This window comes from Streptomyces sp. NL15-2K, assembly GCF_030551255.1.
GTDB lineage: Bacteria > Actinomycetota > Actinomycetes > Streptomycetales > Streptomycetaceae > Streptomyces.
On record NZ_CP130630.1, the window covers coordinates 1,641,418 to 1,657,539 of the forward strand.

At 72.2% G+C, this 16,122-nt stretch carries 16 protein-coding genes; 9 read left to right on the plus strand and 7 right to left on the minus strand.

Annotated elements, in window-relative coordinates; genetic code table 11:
* Positions 1 to 11 precede the first annotated feature (11 nt).
* Positions 12 to 182 (plus strand): hypothetical protein, encoded by a 171-nt coding sequence (locus Q4V64_RS06740; RefSeq protein WP_107483830.1) that lies wholly within the window; start codon positions 12 to 14, stop codon positions 180 to 182.
* Here the strand turns inward: Q4V64_RS06740 and Q4V64_RS06745 are convergent, their stop codons facing one another.
* The 4 genes from Q4V64_RS06745 to Q4V64_RS06760 are packed head-to-tail and all read right to left on the minus strand — an operon-like array spanning position 183 to position 4,260.
* On the minus strand, positions 183 to 1,397 hold the full coding sequence (locus Q4V64_RS06745; RefSeq protein WP_124444239.1) for a histidine kinase: 1,215 nt from the start codon (positions 1,395 to 1,397) through the stop codon (positions 183 to 185).
* Positions 1,394 to 3,106, minus strand: a complete 1,713-nt coding sequence (locus Q4V64_RS06750; protein WP_124444238.1) for a cation acetate symporter — start codon at positions 3,104 to 3,106, stop codon at positions 1,394 to 1,396. Before Q4V64_RS06750 ends, Q4V64_RS06745 begins: the two co-directional genes overlap by 4 nt.
* 42 nt (positions 3,107 to 3,148) lie before the next feature.
* Positions 3,149 to 3,508, minus strand: a complete 360-nt coding sequence (locus tag Q4V64_RS06755) for a hypothetical protein (protein WP_124444237.1) — start codon at positions 3,506 to 3,508, stop codon at positions 3,149 to 3,151.
* A gap of 2 nt (positions 3,509 to 3,510) precedes the next feature.
* A complete protein-coding gene (locus Q4V64_RS06760; RefSeq protein WP_124444236.1) occupies positions 3,511 to 4,260 on the minus strand; it encodes a LytTR family DNA-binding domain-containing protein in 750 nt (249 codons plus the stop codon).
* Positions 4,261 to 4,359: 99 nt separating this feature from the next.
* Here Q4V64_RS06760 and Q4V64_RS06765 point away from each other — a divergent pair, with 99 nt between their 5' ends.
* From Q4V64_RS06765 to Q4V64_RS06800, 8 genes are all read left to right on the plus strand, one after another.
* Complete coding sequence (locus Q4V64_RS06765) at positions 4,360 to 4,845, plus strand: Lrp/AsnC family transcriptional regulator (RefSeq protein ID WP_124444235.1); 486 nt, start codon at positions 4,360 to 4,362, stop codon at positions 4,843 to 4,845.
* A 154-nt stretch (positions 4,846 to 4,999) separates the two neighbouring features.
* Positions 5,000 to 5,848, plus strand: coding sequence for a dimethylargininase (gene ddaH, locus Q4V64_RS06770; RefSeq protein ID WP_124444234.1), 849 nt, complete (start codon positions 5,000 to 5,002; stop codon positions 5,846 to 5,848).
* A complete protein-coding gene (gene rocD, locus Q4V64_RS06775) occupies positions 5,845 to 7,068 on the plus strand; it encodes an ornithine--oxo-acid transaminase (protein WP_124444233.1) in 1,224 nt (407 codons plus the stop codon). The genes ddaH and rocD overlap by 4 nt, the downstream gene beginning before the upstream one ends.
* Before the next feature lie 500 nt (positions 7,069 to 7,568).
* Positions 7,569 to 7,715 carry a hypothetical protein gene (locus tag Q4V64_RS06780; RefSeq protein WP_172629513.1) on the plus strand — a complete coding sequence of 49 codons (147 nt, stop codon included), beginning with the start codon at positions 7,569 to 7,571 and terminating at the stop codon, positions 7,713 to 7,715.
* On the plus strand, positions 7,712 to 7,843 hold the full coding sequence (locus tag Q4V64_RS06785) for a hypothetical protein (protein WP_301184593.1): 132 nt from the start codon (positions 7,712 to 7,714) through the stop codon (positions 7,841 to 7,843). Before Q4V64_RS06780 ends, Q4V64_RS06785 begins: the two co-directional genes overlap by 4 nt.
* 141 nt (positions 7,844 to 7,984) lie before the next feature.
* Entirely contained in the window at positions 7,985 to 10,435 is a 2,451-nt protein-coding gene (locus tag Q4V64_RS06790; protein ID WP_124444232.1) for a SpoIIE family protein phosphatase, read from the plus strand.
* Between the two features lie 66 nt (positions 10,436 to 10,501).
* Entirely contained in the window at positions 10,502 to 11,731 is a 1,230-nt protein-coding gene (locus tag Q4V64_RS06795; RefSeq protein WP_124444231.1) for a SpoIIE family protein phosphatase, read from the plus strand.
* A gap of 130 nt (positions 11,732 to 11,861) precedes the next feature.
* The gene (locus Q4V64_RS06800; protein WP_124444230.1) at positions 11,862 to 12,587 is read left to right on the plus strand and encodes a lysophospholipid acyltransferase family protein; all 726 of its coding nucleotides are present in this window, start codon (positions 11,862 to 11,864) and stop codon (positions 12,585 to 12,587) included.
* Positions 12,588 to 12,665: 78 nt separating this feature from the next.
* On the opposite strand, the gene Q4V64_RS06805 is transcribed toward Q4V64_RS06800, so the two are convergent.
* From Q4V64_RS06805 to ureG, 3 genes are all read right to left on the minus strand, one after another.
* Positions 12,666 to 14,267 (minus strand): alpha/beta hydrolase, encoded by a 1,602-nt coding sequence (locus Q4V64_RS06805; RefSeq protein ID WP_124444229.1) that lies wholly within the window; start codon positions 14,265 to 14,267, stop codon positions 12,666 to 12,668.
* Positions 14,268 to 14,616: 349 nt separating this feature from the next.
* Positions 14,617 to 15,390, minus strand: coding sequence for an urease accessory protein UreD (locus Q4V64_RS06810; RefSeq protein ID WP_124444228.1), 774 nt, complete (start codon positions 15,388 to 15,390; stop codon positions 14,617 to 14,619).
* Positions 15,378 to 16,055: an urease accessory protein UreG gene (gene ureG, locus Q4V64_RS06815; RefSeq protein ID WP_124444227.1), complete on the minus strand. Its 678-nt coding sequence runs from the start codon at positions 16,053 to 16,055 to the stop codon at positions 15,378 to 15,380. Before ureG ends, Q4V64_RS06810 begins: the two co-directional genes overlap by 13 nt.
* Between the last annotated feature and the right edge of the window lie 67 nt (positions 16,056 to 16,122).

Genomic DNA, 16,122 nt, shown 5'->3' on the forward strand with positions numbered 1-16,122 from the left:
AGGGTGTTGCGATGCCCGGTTCTACGGACGGCTCGACCAAGACGATGGGGGTGCTCACCGTCGGCGGACTCGTCGTGGTGACGGCCTACACGGTGGCACTCGGCAGCAACGGCTGGCTGTGGTTCGGCTGGGTCGTACTGGGACTGATCACCCTCGGGATGGTGGCCACCAAGAGCACCTGATCATCCGCCGCTGAGGCGGCCCGCCGAGTGCACCCCCGGCTGGTATTTCGGCAGCCGGGCGGTGATTTTCATGCCCGCTCCCACGGCGGTCTCGATGACCAGGCCGTAGTCGTCGCCGTAGACCTGGCGAAGGCGGTCGTCGACGTTGGACAGCCCGATGCCGCCGGACGGGCTGACCTCGCCTGCGAGGATGCGGCGCAGCAGGACGGGGTCCATTCCGGCGCCGTCGTCCTCGATGACGACCAGGGCCTCGGCTCCGGCGTCCTGCGCGGTGATGCTGATGTGGCTCTTCCCGGCAGGCACAGCCTTGCCCTCCAGACCGTGCTTGACGGCGTTCTCGACGAGCGGCTGGAGGCAGAGGAAGGGCAGGGCGACCGGCAGTACCTCGGGGGCGATCTGCAGGGTGACGGAGAGGCGGTCGCCGAAGCGTGCCCGGACGAGCGCCAAGTAGTGGTCGATGGCGTGGAGTTCGTCGGCGAGGGTGGTGAAGTCGCCGTGCCTGCGGAACGAGTAGCGGGTGAAGTCGGCGAATTCCAGGAGGAGTTCGCGGGCGCGCTCGGGGTCGGTGCGGACGAACGAGGCGATCACCGCGAGCGAGTTGAAGATGAAGTGCGGGGAGATCTGGGCGCGCAGGGCCTTGATCTCGGCCTCGATCAGGCGGGTGCGGGACTGGTCGAGATCGGCCAGCTCCAACTGCACGGAGACCCAGCGGGCGACCTCTCCGGCCGCGCGGACCAGGACGGCGGACTCGCGGGGTGCGCAGGCGACGAGGGCTCCGTGGACGCGGTCGTCGACGGTGAGGGGGGCGACGACCGCCCAGCGGACCGGGCAGTCGGGGGCGTCGCAGTCCAGCCGGAAGGCCTCGCCGCGGCCGGTGTCCAGGGGGCCGGTCAGGCGTTCCATGATCTCGGCGCGATGATGCTCGCCCACGCCGTCCCAGACCAGGACCTCCTTCTGGTCGGTGAGGCAGAGCGCGTCCGTGCCGAGCAGGGAGCGCAGCCGGCGGGCCGACTTGCGCGCGGTCTCCTCCGTCAGGCCCGCCCGCAGCGGGGGCGCGGCGAGGGAAGCGGTGTGCAGGGTCTGGAAGGTGGCGTGTTCGACGGGGGTGCCGAGTCCGCCGAGGTGCTGCGGGCGTGTGGTGCGGCGGCCGAGCCAGAAGCCGATGACCAGGACAGGGAGGATCGCCACGCACAGGCCGGCGACGAATCCGCTCATGCCTTCACCTCCGCCCGCAGCTCCTCCGGCAGATGGAACCGGGCCAGGATCGCCGCCGTGCCGGCCGGTACGCGCCCTGCCGTGGCCAGGGACACCAGCACCATGGTGAGGAAGCCCAGCGGCACCGACCAGAGCGCGGGCCAGGCGAGCAGCGCGTGCAGGCCGCCCGTGCCAGGGAAACCCGCCATGGTCACGGCCACGGCCACGAAGGCCGAGCCGCCGCCCACCAGCATGCCCGCGGCCGCGCCCGGCGGGGTCAGCCGCCGCCACCAGATGCCGAGGACGAGCAGCGGGCAGAAGGAGGACGCGGACACGGCGAACGCCAGCCCGACGGCGTCGGCGACGGGGAGTCCGCCGACCAGCATGCTGGCCGCGAGCGGTACGGCCATGGCGAGCGCCGTGCCCAGCCGGAAGTGCCGTACGCCGCGCGAGGGCAGCACGTCCTGGGTGAGGACGCCCGCCACGGCCATGGTCAGCCCCGAGGCCGTGGACAGGAACGCGGCGAAGGCCCCGCCCGCCACCAGCGCGCCGAGCAGGTCGCCGCCGAGCCCGCCGATCATGCGGTCGGGCAGCAGCAGGACGGCGGCGTCCGCGTCGCCGGTGAGGGCGAGTTCGGGGGCGTAGAGCCTGCCGAGGGCGCCGTAGACGGGCGGCAGCAGGTAGAAGGCGCCGATCAGGGCGAGCACGGCGACGGTGGTGCGGCGGGCGGCGACGCCGTGCGGGCTGGTGTAGAAGCGGACGACGACGTGCGGCAGGCCCATGGTGCCGAGGAAGGTGGCGAGGATCAGCCCGTACGTGGCGTACAGCGGGCGTTCCTCGCGGCCCGCGGCCAGGGAGGTCGACATGCCGCCGTTGCTGCCGCGGTCGGCGGCCGGGACGGGGGCGCCCTGGGCGAAGGTGAACCGGGTGCCCTGTTCGACGCGGTGCGTGCCGGCGGGGAGGTGGATCCGGTCGTCGTCGTGCGGGCGGCCGTCGATCGTGCCGCTCACCGTGACGGTCAGCGGCGCGTCCAGCTTCAGGTCGAGGCCGGCGTCGACGCGGACGACGCGCTGCTCGCGGAAGGTGGCCGGTTCGTCGAAGGCGTGGCGGTGGGCGCCGTCGTCCTGCCAGGCGAGGACGAGGAAGAGGGCGGGGACGAGCAGGGCGGTGAGTTTCAGCCAGTACTGGAAGGCCTGCACGAAGGTGATGCTGCGCATGCCTCCGGCGGCGACGGTGGCGACCACCACGGCCGCCACGATCACACCCCCGAGCCATGCGGGCGCCCCGGTCAGCACGGTCAGCGTCAGTCCGGCGCCCTGGAGTTGGGGCAGCAGATACAGCCAGCCGACGCCGACGACGAAGGCGCCCGCCAGCCGTCGTACCGCCTGGGAAGCGAGCCGGGCCTCGGCGAAGTCGGGCAGCGTGTAGGCGCCGGAGCGGCGCAGCGGGGCGGCGACGAACAGGAGCAGGACCAGATAGCCGGCGGTGTAGCCGACCGGGTACCAGAGCATGTCCGGGCCCTGCACCAGGACCAGGCCGGCGATGCCCAGGAAGGAGGCTGCGGAGAGGTACTCGCCGCTGATGGCGGCGGCGTTGAGGCGGGGGCCGACGGTGCGGGAGGCGACGTAGAAGTCCGAGGTGGTGCGGGAGATGCGCAGGCCGAAGGCGCCGACGAGGACGGTCGCCACGACGACGAGGGCGACGGCGGGGACGGCGTAGTTGGAGTTCATCGGTCTTGGGCTCGCTGGTTCATCGGTCTTGGGCTCGCCGGTTCATCGGTCTTCGACGAGGCGCACGAAGTCCCGCTCGTTGCGCTCGGCGCGGCGCACGTACCAGCGGGCGAGCAGGACGAGCGGGAGGTAGAGACCGAAGCCCAGGACGGCCCATTCGAGGTGGCGGGCGTCGGGCATCGCGGCGAAGAGCAGCGGCAGCGGGCCGATGAGGAGGCCGAGGACCGCGAACACCGTGAGAGCGGCGCGCAGTTGGCTGCGCATCAGGGAGCGGACGTAGGTGTGGCCAAGGGTGGTCTGTTCGTCGATCTCGGTGCGCGGGCGGTAGTAACCGGGGACCCGGCGGGCCCGGCGGGGCGGGCCGGTGACGACGACACGGCGTTCGGTGGGGTTCTGGGGCATCCTCACGTCCTCCTCATCAGCAGGTCCCGCAGCTCGCGGGCGTGGCGGCGGCTGACCTGGAGTTCCTCGGAGCCGACCAGGACGCTGACGGTGCCCGCGTCCAGGCGGAGCTCGCCGACGTGGCGCAGGGCGACCAGGTGGCGGCGGTGGATGCGGACGAAGCCGCGGGAGCGCCAGCGCTCCTCCAGGGTGGACAGCGGGATCCGTACGAGGTGGCTGCCCTTGTCGGTGTGCAGCCGGGCGTAGTCGCCCTGGGCCTCGACGTGCGTGATGTCGTCGACGGAGACGAAGCGGGTCACGCCGCCGAGCTCGACGGGTATGTGGTCGGGGTCGGGTTCGTGCACGGGGATGCGCGGGGCGGTGTCGCGGCGTTCGGCGGCCCGGCGGACGGCCTCGGCGAGGCGTTCCTTGCGGACGGGTTTGAGTACGTAGTCGACGGCCTTGAGGTCGAAGGCCTGGACGGCGAAGTCCTCGTGGGCGGTGACGAACACGACGAGCGGCGGTTGGGCGAACCCGGTGAGCAGCCGGGCCAGGTCGAGTCCGTCGAGGCCGGGCATCTGGATGTCGAGGAAGACGACGTCGATCGCCTCCGGCCCGTCCGGACCGGACTCCAGCGCCCGGTTGATCCGGCGCAGCGCCTGGGTCGCGTCACCCGCGCCCTCCGCGCTGCCGATGCGGGGGTCCGCGTTCAGCAGGTAGAGGAGTTCCTCCAGGGAGGGGCGTTCGTCGTCGACAGCCAGGGCGCGCAGCATGAACCCGGAGTGTAGGAGTTATTCGTACGCCAGGACACGTGCCGGGGTGGACGTTCGCGCTGGGTACGGTGCCGGCCGCGTGCTGGATACAGTGCCCGCATGAACAGCAGGCCCACGCCGTTCGACGAGCTCGACCGGAAGATCGTGACCGCGCTGATGGCGAACGCGCGGACTTCTTTCGCCGAGATCGGCGCGGCCGTCGGTCTGTCCGCGACGGCGGTCAAGCGGCGGGTGGACCGGCTGCGGGACACGGGGGTGATCACCGGGTTCACGGCCACGGTGCGGCCGTCGGCGCTGGGCTGGCGTACGGAGGCGTACGTCGAGGTGTACTGCGAGGGCGCGGCCCCGCCCCGGCGGCTCGCGGAGGTCGTCCGCAACCACCCGGAGATCGCCGCGGCGATGACGGTGACCGGCGGCGCGGACGCGCTGCTGCATGTGCGGGCGCGGGACGTGGACCACTTCGAGGAGGTGCTGGAGCGGATCCGCGCGGAGCCGTTCATCCGGAAGACGATCAGTGTGATGGTGCTGTCCCACCTCATCCCGGAGAGCCCGGAGGCGGGCGCGAGCCAGCCTGCGCCGGAGTGAGCGCCGGAGCGCGCAGCAGACCTGCGCCGAAGCGGCCGAAGACGCAGCATTCCTGCGCGAGCGCGCAATCCTCGTTCCTTGTCGGCCGTCGCCGTCGCTTCCTACCTTGGTGTCACCCCTCAGTTGACACCGCAGGAAGCGGAGGAACCCCTCTGTGACCGATACCCGTGTGCCGCGCCGACGGCGTTTCCTCGTCTGCGAACCCAGACACTTCGCCGTGCAGTACGCGATCAATCCCTGGATGCATCCCGACGCCCGCGTCGACGTCGATCTGGCGCGCGAGCAGTGGCAGGCGCTGATCCACGCCTACCGGTCCCACGGCCACACCGTCGACATCGTGGAGCCGGTTCCCGGTCTCCCGGACATGGTCTTCGCCGCGAACTCGGCGGTCGTGGTCGACGGCCGCGTCTTCGGCTCCCTCTTCCACGCGCCCGAGCGGCGCCCCGAGTCCAGGCACTACGAGACGTGGTTCAAGGCGGCGGGCTACGACGTCCATCACCCCGAGTCCGTCTGCGAGGGCGAGGGCGATCTGGTCTGGACGGGCCGCTACCTCCTGGCCGGCACCGGGTTCCGTACGACCCGTGAGGCGCACCGCGAGGTGCAGGAGTTCTTCGGCCATCCGGTGATCAGCCTGACGCTGGTGGATCCGTACTTCTACCACCTGGACACGGCGTTGTTCGTCCTGGACGGCGGGCACGAAGGAAAGGACGGAAAGGACGGAAACAAAGAAAACATCGTTTACTACCCGGAGGCCTTCTCCCCCGGCAGTCGCGCGGTGCTGGCCCGGCTGTACCCGAACGCCGTACTCGCCACCCGCGACGACGCGATGGCCTTCGGCCTGAACTCCGTCTCCGACGGCCGCCACGTCTTCATCGCGCCGCAGGCGGAGGCGCTCGCCGCCCGCCTCGGTGACCACGGCTATGTCCCCGTCCCCGTCGACCTGTCCGAGTTCCGGAAGGCCGGCGGCGGCATCAAGTGCTGCACCCAGGAGATCCGCTCATGACCGCACCCGTGGGTACGCGTTCGTCCGCCGACCTCATCCGCGCCGAGGAGCCCGTCCTCGCGCACAACTACCACCCGCTGCCCGTGGTCGTCGCCCGAGCGGAGGGCAGCAGGGTGGAGGACGTGGAGGGCCGCCGCTACCTGGACATGCTGGCCGGCTACTCGGCCCTCAACTTCGGCCACCGCCACCCCGCGCTGATCGCGGCGGCCCACGAGCAGCTCGACCTGCTGACCCTCACCTCGCGCGCCTTCCACAACGACAGGCTGGCCGAATTCGCCGAACGGCTCGCCGAGTTGACCGGCCTGGACATGGTGCTGCCCATGAACACGGGCGCCGAGGCCGTCGAGAGCGGCATCAAGGTGGCGCGCAAGTGGGCGTACGAGGTGAAGGGTGTCCCGGCCGATCAGGCGACGATCGTGGTCGCGGCCGAGAACTTCCACGGCCGTACGACGACGATCGTGAGCTTCTCCACGGACGAGACCGCTCGGCAGGGCTTCGGCCCCTTCACCCCGGGCTTCCGGATCGTCCCGTACAACGACCTGGCCGCTGTGGAGGCGGCGGTCGACGAGACGACGGCGGCCGTGCTCATCGAGCCGATCCAGGGTGAGGCGGGGGTGGTCATCCCCGACGAGGGCTACCTGGCCGGCGTGCGCGAGCTCACCCGGCGCGAGGGCTGCCTGTTCATCGCGGACGAGATCCAGTCGGGGCTCGGCCGCACCGGCCGTACGCTCGCCGTCGAGCACGAGGCGGTCGTCCCCGACATGCTCCTCCTCGGCAAGGCGCTGGGGGGCGGCATCGTGCCGGTGTCCGCGGTGGTCGCCCGCCGGGACGTGCTCGGTGTACTGCGGCCGGGCGAGCACGGCTCGACGTTCGGCGGCAACCCGCTCGCCGCGGCGGTCGGCACGGCGGTGGTCGAGCTGCTGGAGACGGGTGAATTCCAGCGCCGGGCGGCCGAGCTGGGGGTGGTGCTGCGCGTGGGCCTGGCCGAGCTGGTCGGCAAGGGGGTCGTCGGCTTCCGTGCCCGCGGGCTCTGGGCGGGCGTCGACATCGACCCCGCCGTCGGCACCGGCCGCGAGATCGGCGAACGGCTCCTGGAGGAGGGCGTCCTGGTCAAGGACACCCACGGCTCGACGATCCGGCTGGCGCCACCGCTGACGATCACCGAGGCGGAGCTCACGTCGGCGCTCGGGGCGCTGGAGCGGGTCGTCGGGCGAGGCTGAGTCGCCTCCCGTCGGCCGGTCGGTGAAGCAGTCGCCGTGGGTCCCCTTCGGCACGGGTGCGCTCGCCCTGGCGCTGTCGGGGACGCGGCCGACGTCTCCGGCGCCGAACTGGTGGTAGCTGTGCGGGGCGCCGAGCCATGCGTCGGGGCGGGTCCGGCGGGCACGTCCCCGCGGTCGACCCCCGCGCCGTCTGGGTCCCCCGACCGGGCGAACTGGGCGACGACGTGGGTGTCCGGGGCCGAATGGCGGCCGGGGCGGAATCGAGCCGTCCGTGTCGGCCTGGGCCCGCCCCGGCTGATGCAGGGCTGACGCCCCCGTGCGGCCGGCCGCGCTCCCGCCGGCGCGGGGCTCGGCACACACAGCCGCAGCCGCGGCACCCAGGCCCCGGCCCTCCAAACCCGCGACCTCCAGCACCGCCACGACGACTCCTCACCGCCCACCCGGCAGGCACAACGGTCCGGCCCGTGGCGCGGCGCCGCCCCCGGCCTCAAGCAGCAAGAGTGAGTCGCAGCCACGGCACCCAGGCCCCGGCCCTCCAAGCCCACAACCTCCAGCACCGGCACGACGACTCCTCACCGCCCCCCTGGCAGGCACAGCGGCCCGGCCCGTGGCGCGGCGCCGCTCCCGGCCTCAAGCAGCAAGAGTGAGTCGCAGCCACGGCACCCAGGCCCCGGCCCTCCAAGCCCGCGACCTCCAGCACCGGCACGACGACTCCTCACCGCCCCCCTGGCAGGCAGCCGACAGTTCGTGGGCGACCCGGCTCACCTCGCCGTAGGAGCCCACCGGGGCCGGCTCGCGCCGCGCCGTCGTGCCCCCACCGGTCCGGCCCCGTCGCGCGGCGCCGGTCCCCGCGTCAAAAAGGGGCAAGATTGAGTCAACAGGTGGTAGACCACTCTCAGCGACAGAGAGGTCGTCCGTGGGCACATACGAGGAGCGCGACCTTGCCCGCCGACGGTTCGACGTGGCGGATGCCGCGCCCCTGCTGCTCGACGCGGCGGGGGTGGTGACGAGCTGGAGTTCCGAGGCGCAGCGGCTGCTGGCGTACCCGGCCGGCGAGGTGGTGGGCACGAACCTGGCCGGCCTGGTGTGTGCCGAGGACGCCGGGCGGGTGCCGGAACTGGTCGAGCGGTGGCGCAGGGACGGCGGCTGGGCGGGCCTGCTGTCCATCCGGCACAAGGACGGGCGGCCGGTCCGGGTCATGGTGCGGATCGCCTCCGCCCTGGAGGCCCAAGGGCCGTCGCGGTGGCTGGCGCTGCTGTCCGAGATGGCCGAGGCCCCCGGCTGGGACATGCCCCGCGGTGTGCTGGAGCAGATGGTCGGCCGCTCCCCTATCGGCATCGCGATCGTGGACACGGACCTGCGGTTCGTGTGGTCGAACGCGGCCCTGGCCCGGTTCGGCGGCGGACCGCCCCAACTGCGGCTCGGTCTGCGGCTGCGGGACATCCAGCCGGGCTTCGACGCCGACTCCGTCGAGGCGCAGATGCGGCACGTGCTGGCGACCGGGGAAACGGTCGTCGGGTACGAACACGTGGGGCACCTTCGGTCGGCTCCGCACCGGGAGACCGCGCATGTGCTGTCGTTCACCCGGCTGGAGGACGAGCGGGGCCACCCGATGGGCGTGTACTACACCGTCGTGGACATCACCGAGCACCACCGCGCCCGGCAGCGGCTGGCCCTGCTCGACCGGGCCGGCGAACAGATCGGCCGGAGCCTGGACATCGTACGGACGGCGCAGGAGCTGGCCGACGTGGCCGTGCCGGCCTTCGCCGACCTCGTCGCCGTGGACCTGCTGGAGTCGGTGCTGCGGGGAGCGGAGCCCGCGGCCGGGCCGCTGGACGGCACCCGGCCGGTACGGCTGCGCCGCGCGGGCGGGCGGTCGGCGGACGGGAGCGTCTCGCAGGGCGTCGGCGACGTGGTCACGTACCTGGCCGGATCGCCCCCGACCCGCTGTCTGGCCACGGGCCGGTCCTGGCGCGAGGAACGGCTCGCCCCGCTCGACCGGGACTGGGGCTCCGCCACCTCCGGCGACCACGGGGCCACGTTCCTGGACCTGGGTGTGCACAGCGTGCTGGTCGTGCCGGTCCGCGCCCGGGGCGTCACCCTGGGCGTCACCACCTTCTTCCGGCGGCGCCGTCAGGAACCCTTCGACGAGGACGACCTGACCCTGGCCGAGGATCTCGTCTCGCGGGCGGCCGTGTGCGTGGACAACGCCCGGCGCTACACCCGCGAACGGGACGCGGCGCTGGTGCTGCAGCGCAATCTGCTCCCGCACCGGCTGCCCGAGCAGAACGCGGTGGAGGTGGCCGCCTGTTACCGCCCGGCGAACCAGCCGAGCGGGCTCGGCGGCGACTGGTACGACCTGATCCCGCTCTCCGGTGCGCGTGTGGCCCTCGTCGTGGGCGAGGTGCCCGGGCACGGCATCGACGCCGCTGCGGCAATGGGCCGGCTGCGGACCGCCGTACGCACCCTCGCCGCGCTGGATCTGCCGCCGCACGAGGTCCTGGCTCACCTCGACGACCTGGTCGCGCGCACGGCCCACGAGGAAAGCGGGGCGCCGGACGCCGAGGAGGCCGACAGCACGCAGGCGGTGGGCTCGGGGTGTCTGTACGTCGTCTACGACCCGGTCGAGGGGCGGAGCTCGATGTCCGCCGCCGGGCATCCCGAGCCCGCCGTCGTCCGGCCCGACGGCACCGTCACGTTCGTCGATCTGCCTCCGGGACCGCCCCTGGGCGTGGGCGGCCCGCCGTTCGAGTCCGTCGGGATGCCCCTGCCGGAGGGCAGCACCCTCGCGCTGTACACCGACGGTCTGCTGGCCCGTGGGGAGGAGTGGGCCGTGGACGCCGACCGGGAGCGGCTGCGGCGGGCCCTGGAGGGGCCGGCGTCCTCGCTGGACCAGCGGTGCCGGGTCATCGTGGACGCCCTCGTCCCGGCCCGCCCGCACGACGACGTGGCGCTGCTGATGGCCCGGACCAAGCGTCTCGGTGCCGATCAGGTCGCCTCCTGGGACCTGCCCGCCGACCCGGCCGTCGTCGCCGACGCCCGCCGGACGGCCTGCCGCCGGCTGGCGGACTGGGGCCTGGACGAGCTGGCCTACACCACGGAACTCGTGGTCAGCGAACTGGTCACCAACGCCATCCGGCACGCCTCCGGATCCATCCGGCTCCGCCTGATCAAGGACCGGTCGCTGATCTGTGAGGTCTTCGACGGCGGCGCCACCGCCCCGCATCTGCGCCATCCCCGGACCACGGACGAGGGCGGGCGCGGACTGCTGCTGGTCTCCCAGGTCACCCAGCGGTGGGGCACTCGTTTCCTGCCCGAGGGGAAGGTCATCTGGGCGGAGCAGCCGCTGACGGGTCCGCCGCTGTGAGACCTGGAGCTCCGCTCACCCCGCAACATGGGAAACTGGTGCAATCCAGGCACTAAGGCGGAAGCCATGACGGATACGGCGATCGACTACGCGGCGGTGTTCCAGGCGCTGCCCGGCATGGTGGCCCTGCTCACGCCCGAGCTGGTGTTCGCCGACGCCAATGAGGAGTTCCTGCACGGGGCCGGGCGCACGCGCGAACAGGTGGTCGGTCGGCACATCTTCAAGGTCTTCCCGGACAATCCGGGCGACCCCGCCGCGACCGGCATGCGCAATCTGGAGGCCTCGCTGCGGCGGGTGCTGGCCACCGGCGAGCGGGACGCCATGGCCCTGCAGCGGTACGACGTCGAATGCCCCGACCGGCCCGGTGAGTGGGAGGAGCGCTACTGGAGCCCGGTCAACGCCCCGGTGCACGGCCCGGACGGAAACGTGGTGCTGCTGGTCCACCGGGTCGAGGAGGTCACCGAGCTGATCCGGGCCCGCGGCGGACCCCGCGGCGGGCGGGCCCGGGTCCTCGAGGCCGAGTTGTACACGCGCGCCCGTGAACTGCAGGAGCTCAACGAACGGCTGCGTCAGGCGCACGCCCGCGAACGCGAGGTGGCCCTGGCCCTGCAGAAGGCGATGCTGCCCGCCGGCCGGCAGCTGGGGCACCATCGGGCGGCCGTGCGTTACCGGCCGGCCCTCGGCGCGCTGAACGTGTGCGGGGACTGGTACGACCTGGTCGACCTGGTCGACGGCAACCGCATCGGGGTCTCGGTCGGCGACGTGGTCGGCCACGGCCTGGAGGCCGCCGGGGTCATGGGCCAGTTGCGCAGCGCGCTCAGCGCGGCCTCCCGCGTCGCCGAGGGACCCGCCCAGGCCCTGGACGTCCTGGGCCGGTACGCCAACGTCGTCGACGGCGCCGAATCGGCCACCGCGGTCACCACGTTCATCGATTTCGACCGGCATACGATCACGTACAGCAGCGCCGGCCACCCGCCGCCCGTCCTGGTCCATCCCGACGGCCGCGTGGAGTTCCTCGACCGGGCCACCGACCCCCCGCTCGACGCACGCCCCGAACCGGTCCCGAGACCGCAGGCCGGCACGGCCTTCACCGACGGCGCCACCCTCGCCCTGTACACCGACGGCCTGGTCGAACGGCGCCACGAGGACATCGACACCGGTCTGAGCCGCCTCGCCGACTCCCTGCGCCGCCACCGGGCCGAGGACCCCGAACTCCTCGCCGACGCCGTCCTGTTGGAACTACTGCCCCCCGGAGGCGCCACGGACGACACGGCACTGATCATCGTGCGGCTGTGAACGGGGACGACTGCGGCGGCGGTTCCCCCGTGGCCGCGCCTGCACCTAGACTGACAGCCCACGACATGCCGGTTGACCTGCCGGAACGCGACGGCCCAGCGATCCGCCGGAGCAAGTGAGGAGCGCCCCGTTGTTCTACTACCTGCTCAAGTACGTCCTCCTGGGACCGCTGCTCAGACTGGTCTTCCGTCCTCGCATCGAAGGTCTGGAACACATCCCGCCGTCGGGGCCGGCCATCGTCGCGGGCAACCACCTTTCTTTCTCCGACCACTTCCTGATGCCCGCGGTCCTCAAGCGGCGCATCACCTTCCTCGCGAAGGCCGAGTACTTCACGGGGCCCGGCCTCAAAGGCCGGCTGACGGCGTTCTTCTTCCACAGCGCCGGACAGATCCCGGTGGACCGCTCCGGCAAGGAGGCCGGCCAGGCCGCGATCCGCGAGGGCCTCGGCGTCCTGCGCAAGAACGAACTCCTCGGCATCTATCCCGAGGGCACCCGATCCCACGACGGCCGGCTCTACAAGGGCAAGGTCGGCGTCGCGGTGATGGCACTGAAGGCAGGGGTACCCGTCATCCCCTGCGCGATGATCGGCACCTTCGAGGCCCAGCCGCCCGGCAAGGTCGTCCCCAACCTCCACCCCGTGGTGATCCGCTTCGGCAAGCCCCTCGACTTCTCCCGGTACGCCGGCATGGAGAACGAGAAGGCGATCCTGCGGGCCGTCACCGACGAGATCATGTACGCGATCCTGAAGTTGTCCGATCAGGAGTACGTCGACCAGTACGCGGCCGTGGTGAAGGCGGAGGAGGCCTCCGCGGGCGCCGAGAAGGAGCGCAAGTTCCCCCGGATGCCGCTCAGTTGATGCCTGCCGTCGGCAGAGCGGCCCGGGGCCGGGTAGGGGCGGCCGTTGGCTCCGGCCGCCCCTACCCGGCCGTACGGCCTACGGCTTCGGTGTGGCGTGCGGCGCGCACGTCACGTCGGCGCCGTCCAGCTTGCCGGTGAGCAGGTAGGCGTCCACCCGCTCGTTGACGCACGGGTTGACCAGGCTGGTCACGCCGTGGGAGCCCGCGTTCTTCTCGGTGATCAGGCGGGAGCCCTTGAAGCGCTTGTGCAGTTCGACGGCACCGCCGTACGGCGTGGCCGCGTCACGCTCGGACTGCACGATCAGCACGCCGGGCAGCCCCTTGCCGGTCTTCACGTTCAGCGGGGTCTGCTGCTTGACCGGCCAGGTCGCGCACGGCAGGTTCATCCACGCGTTGGACCAGGTCAGGAACGGGTACTCCTTGTGCAGCCGGGTGTTGTCCCGGTCCCACTTCTGCCAACTGGTGGGCCACTTGGCGTCGGTGCACTCGACGGCCGTGTAGACCGCGTTGCCGTTCTCCGACGTGGCGTTGCCCGCCGTGTCCGACAGGTCGGGGGCGGCCGCGTCGACGAGCGCCTGGGTGTCGCCGGCAAAGTACTTGCTGAAGACGGTCGCGACCGGGATCCACGAGGAGTCGTAGTACGGGGCGCCCTGGAAGAAGCCGATCAGCTCGGCCGGGCCGACGACCCCGCCGATGGGGTTCTTCTTGGCGGTGGCACGCAACTGCAGCCACTTCGCCTGGACTTCGGCGCGGGTGTCACCGAGGTGGAAGGTGGCGTCGTTGGCGGCGACCCAGTCCTGCCAGTCCTTCCAGCGCATTTCGAAGGCGACATCCTGGTCGAGGTTGGCCTCGTACCAGATCTTCTCCCGCGAGGGGTTGACGACGCTGTCGACGACCATGCGGCGCACATGGCCCGGGAACAGCGTGCCGTAGACCGCGCCGAGGTAGGTGCCGTAGGAGACGCCGAGGAAGTTGAGCTTCTTCTCGCCGAGCGCGGCACGGATGACGTCCAGGTCGCGCGCGGTGTTCGGCGTGGTCATGTGCGGCAGCATCTCGCCGCTGCGCTCGTAGCAGCCCTCGGCGTACTCGCGGGCCAGCTTGCGCTGGGCGAGCTTGTCGGCCTCGGAGTCCGGCACCGGGTCCATCTTGGGCGCCTTGACGAACTCCTGCGGGTCCGCGCAGGAGATGGGCGCCGAGTGGCCCACACCCCGCGGGTCGAAGCCCACGAAGTCGTACGCCTTGGCCGTGTTGGCCCAGACGGGCGCCTTGGTGGTGACCCGGCGCGGGAAGCGCAGGCCGGAGCCGCCCGGTCCGCCGGGGTTGTAGATGAGCGCGCCCTGGCGCTCCGCCTTGGTCCCGGTGTTGCCGACGCGGTCGACGGCGAGCTTGATCTGCTTGCCGTAGGGCTTGGCGTAGTCGAGCGGCACGGTGACCCAACCGCACTTGATGGGCTTCTCCAGGCCCCAGTCGGCGGGGCAGTCCTGCCAGTCGATGCCGGTCTTCGCGGCCTTGGCGGCGGCGATCGCCACGCCGCGGGTCTCGCGGTCCTGGCCGTCGCGGGAGTCCCCGCTGGCGCTCGCCGTGGGCGCTGTCACGGCACCGGCTATGAGCGTTGCCGTGACGAGCACTCCGGCCGAACCGAGCGCCGTCGCCCGCCACTTCGGTCTGATGTCCCTCAAGTGGGACCTCCCCGTACGTCGTTGAGATGGGTACGGGGATCCTCGCTGCTGTGAGCTCCCTGAGAACAGGGGTAGTTGACCTTCTTTGCCAATCCGATAAACGGGAACGTTCGTTCGCTGGGCGGTTCTAGTGCCCCGGCAGGCAACGTTCGCCCCGTCAAGGAGCGGCGTCCGGTGCGTGCTCTGGGGGTCCCCCCTCTGGGGGAGTGCCGGCCGGAAGGCTCCGTCGATGGACCGGACGTACTTGGGCTTTCGGCCGGTGCGGCGAGTGGGGGCACCTCCCACGCCTTTAAGGCAGTGGGGGAGCGTGCCGGGCGTCGCGACGGGGCGAACGTTGCCTGTCGGGGCACTAGCCCAGGGAGGCCAGCGCCTCGTCCAGCACCCGGCGCAGCCGCAGCGCGTCCGGCGCCACGGCGGTCACCAGCGCGGCGGGCCCGGCGAGCGGAACGACCGCGGCGGTCTCGCCCAGCACCCTGGCCGCCACCGGCTCCGCCGCGAACTCCGGTCGTACGACGACGACTTGGCCGACGGCCCGATGTCCCGCGAGCACGGCGGGCCCGTCCCAGCCGCCCGGCGCTCCGGGTCCGCACGCCAGCTCCTGGTCCAGTACCGTCCGCCCCGCGACCCGTACGACCAGACGGCTGCCGAGCCGCCCGGGTTCCTCCCCCGCACGCCCGAGCACCTGCTCCTCGCGCAGGACGAGCCGGGCCGTCGCGCCGAGGTCGACGCGGGTCGTGACGTACAGATCGCTGCCGTGCGCGGAGATCAACTGCTCGGGCAGCCACTGCAGTTCCGCACCGTCGGCGACGGTGAGCCGGACGTCGTAGCGGGCCTCGTCCTTGGTCTGTCCCGGCAGGGCGATGGTGGCGGCGGCCGAGCCGACACGCAGCCGGGCCCCGGCCTCCACGCCGGCCTCCACGGTGAAGTGGTCGCCGCCGAGCGGCCCGCTCATCGCGCCGACGAGCATGACCCGCGCCTCGGTGCCGCTCCCCCGGGTCCGCCGCAGCGCCAGCGGCCCGTCGCCCTCCAGGACGGGCAGGGACGTCCCGCCTCTGCCGTCGTCGCGCGCGAGAATCCGCGCGGTGGCCCGCACTCCTGCCACGGCGGCGGTCAGGCCTTCCACGCGGCGAGCTGCGCCCGCACCCAGTCGGCGACCTCGGCGACCCCGGCCTCGGTCCTCAGCGACTGGAAGACGACCGGCAGCTCGGCCCGCTGAGCCTTGGCGTCGGCCGCCATCCGGCCGAGGTCGGAGCCGACGTACGGTGCGAGGTCGGTCTTGTTGACGACGAGCAGGTCGGCCGTGGTGACGCCGGGTCCGCCCTTCCTGGGAATGTCGTCACCTCCAGCGACGTCGATCACGAAGATCTGCGCGTCGACGAGCCCTTTGGAGAAGGTGGCGGTCAGGTTGTCCCCACCGGACTCGACGAGGATCAGATCCAGCGGCCCGACCTCGTCCTCCAGATCCTCCACCGCCTCCAGGTTGGCGGAGATGTCGTCCCGGATCGCGGTGTGCGGGCAGGCCCCCGTCTCCACGGCGGTGATCCGCTCTGGCGGCAGCACGGCCTCCCGGAGCAGGAACTCGGCGTCCTCACGCGTATAGATGTCGTTCGTGACGACGGCGAGGGACAGCTCGTCGCGCAGGACCCGGCAGAGCGCGGCAACGGTCGCGGTCTTCCCGGACCCGACGGGCCCACCGAGCCCGACCCGCAGGGCACGACGCGATCCGTCGGAGCGGCGGGCGTCGGCGCTGACGGCGGCGGGGCCGTCGTGGTGGTGGTCGAGGTGCATGGGTACGGCTCCAAACTGTGCCAAGCGGCGGTGCCATTTCAGCCTGTCCGGCGTTTGAGGACGAGGC

Coding starts and splice junctions, on each gene's coding strand:
- ureG (WP_124444227.1), bottom strand. CDS start 16,055: ATGCACCTCGACCACCACCACGACGGCCCCGCCGCCGTCAGCGCCGAC.
- Q4V64_RS06750 (WP_124444238.1), bottom strand. CDS start 3,106: ATGAACTCCAACTACGCCGTCCCCGCCGTCGCCCTCGTCGTCGTGGCG.
- Q4V64_RS06795 (WP_124444231.1), top strand. CDS start 10,502: ATGACGGATACGGCGATCGACTACGCGGCGGTGTTCCAGGCGCTGCCC.
- Q4V64_RS06760 (WP_124444236.1), bottom strand. CDS start 4,260: ATGCTGCGCGCCCTGGCTGTCGACGACGAACGCCCCTCCCTGGAGGAA.
- Q4V64_RS06765 (WP_124444235.1), top strand. CDS start 4,360: ATGAACAGCAGGCCCACGCCGTTCGACGAGCTCGACCGGAAGATCGTG.
- rocD (WP_124444233.1), top strand. CDS start 5,845: ATGACCGCACCCGTGGGTACGCGTTCGTCCGCCGACCTCATCCGCGCC.
- Q4V64_RS06755 (WP_124444237.1), bottom strand. CDS start 3,508: ATGCCCCAGAACCCCACCGAACGCCGTGTCGTCGTCACCGGCCCGCCC.
- Q4V64_RS06745 (WP_124444239.1), bottom strand. CDS start 1,397: ATGAGCGGATTCGTCGCCGGCCTGTGCGTGGCGATCCTCCCTGTCCTG.
- Q4V64_RS06740 (WP_107483830.1), top strand. CDS start 12: ATGCCCGGTTCTACGGACGGCTCGACCAAGACGATGGGGGTGCTCACC.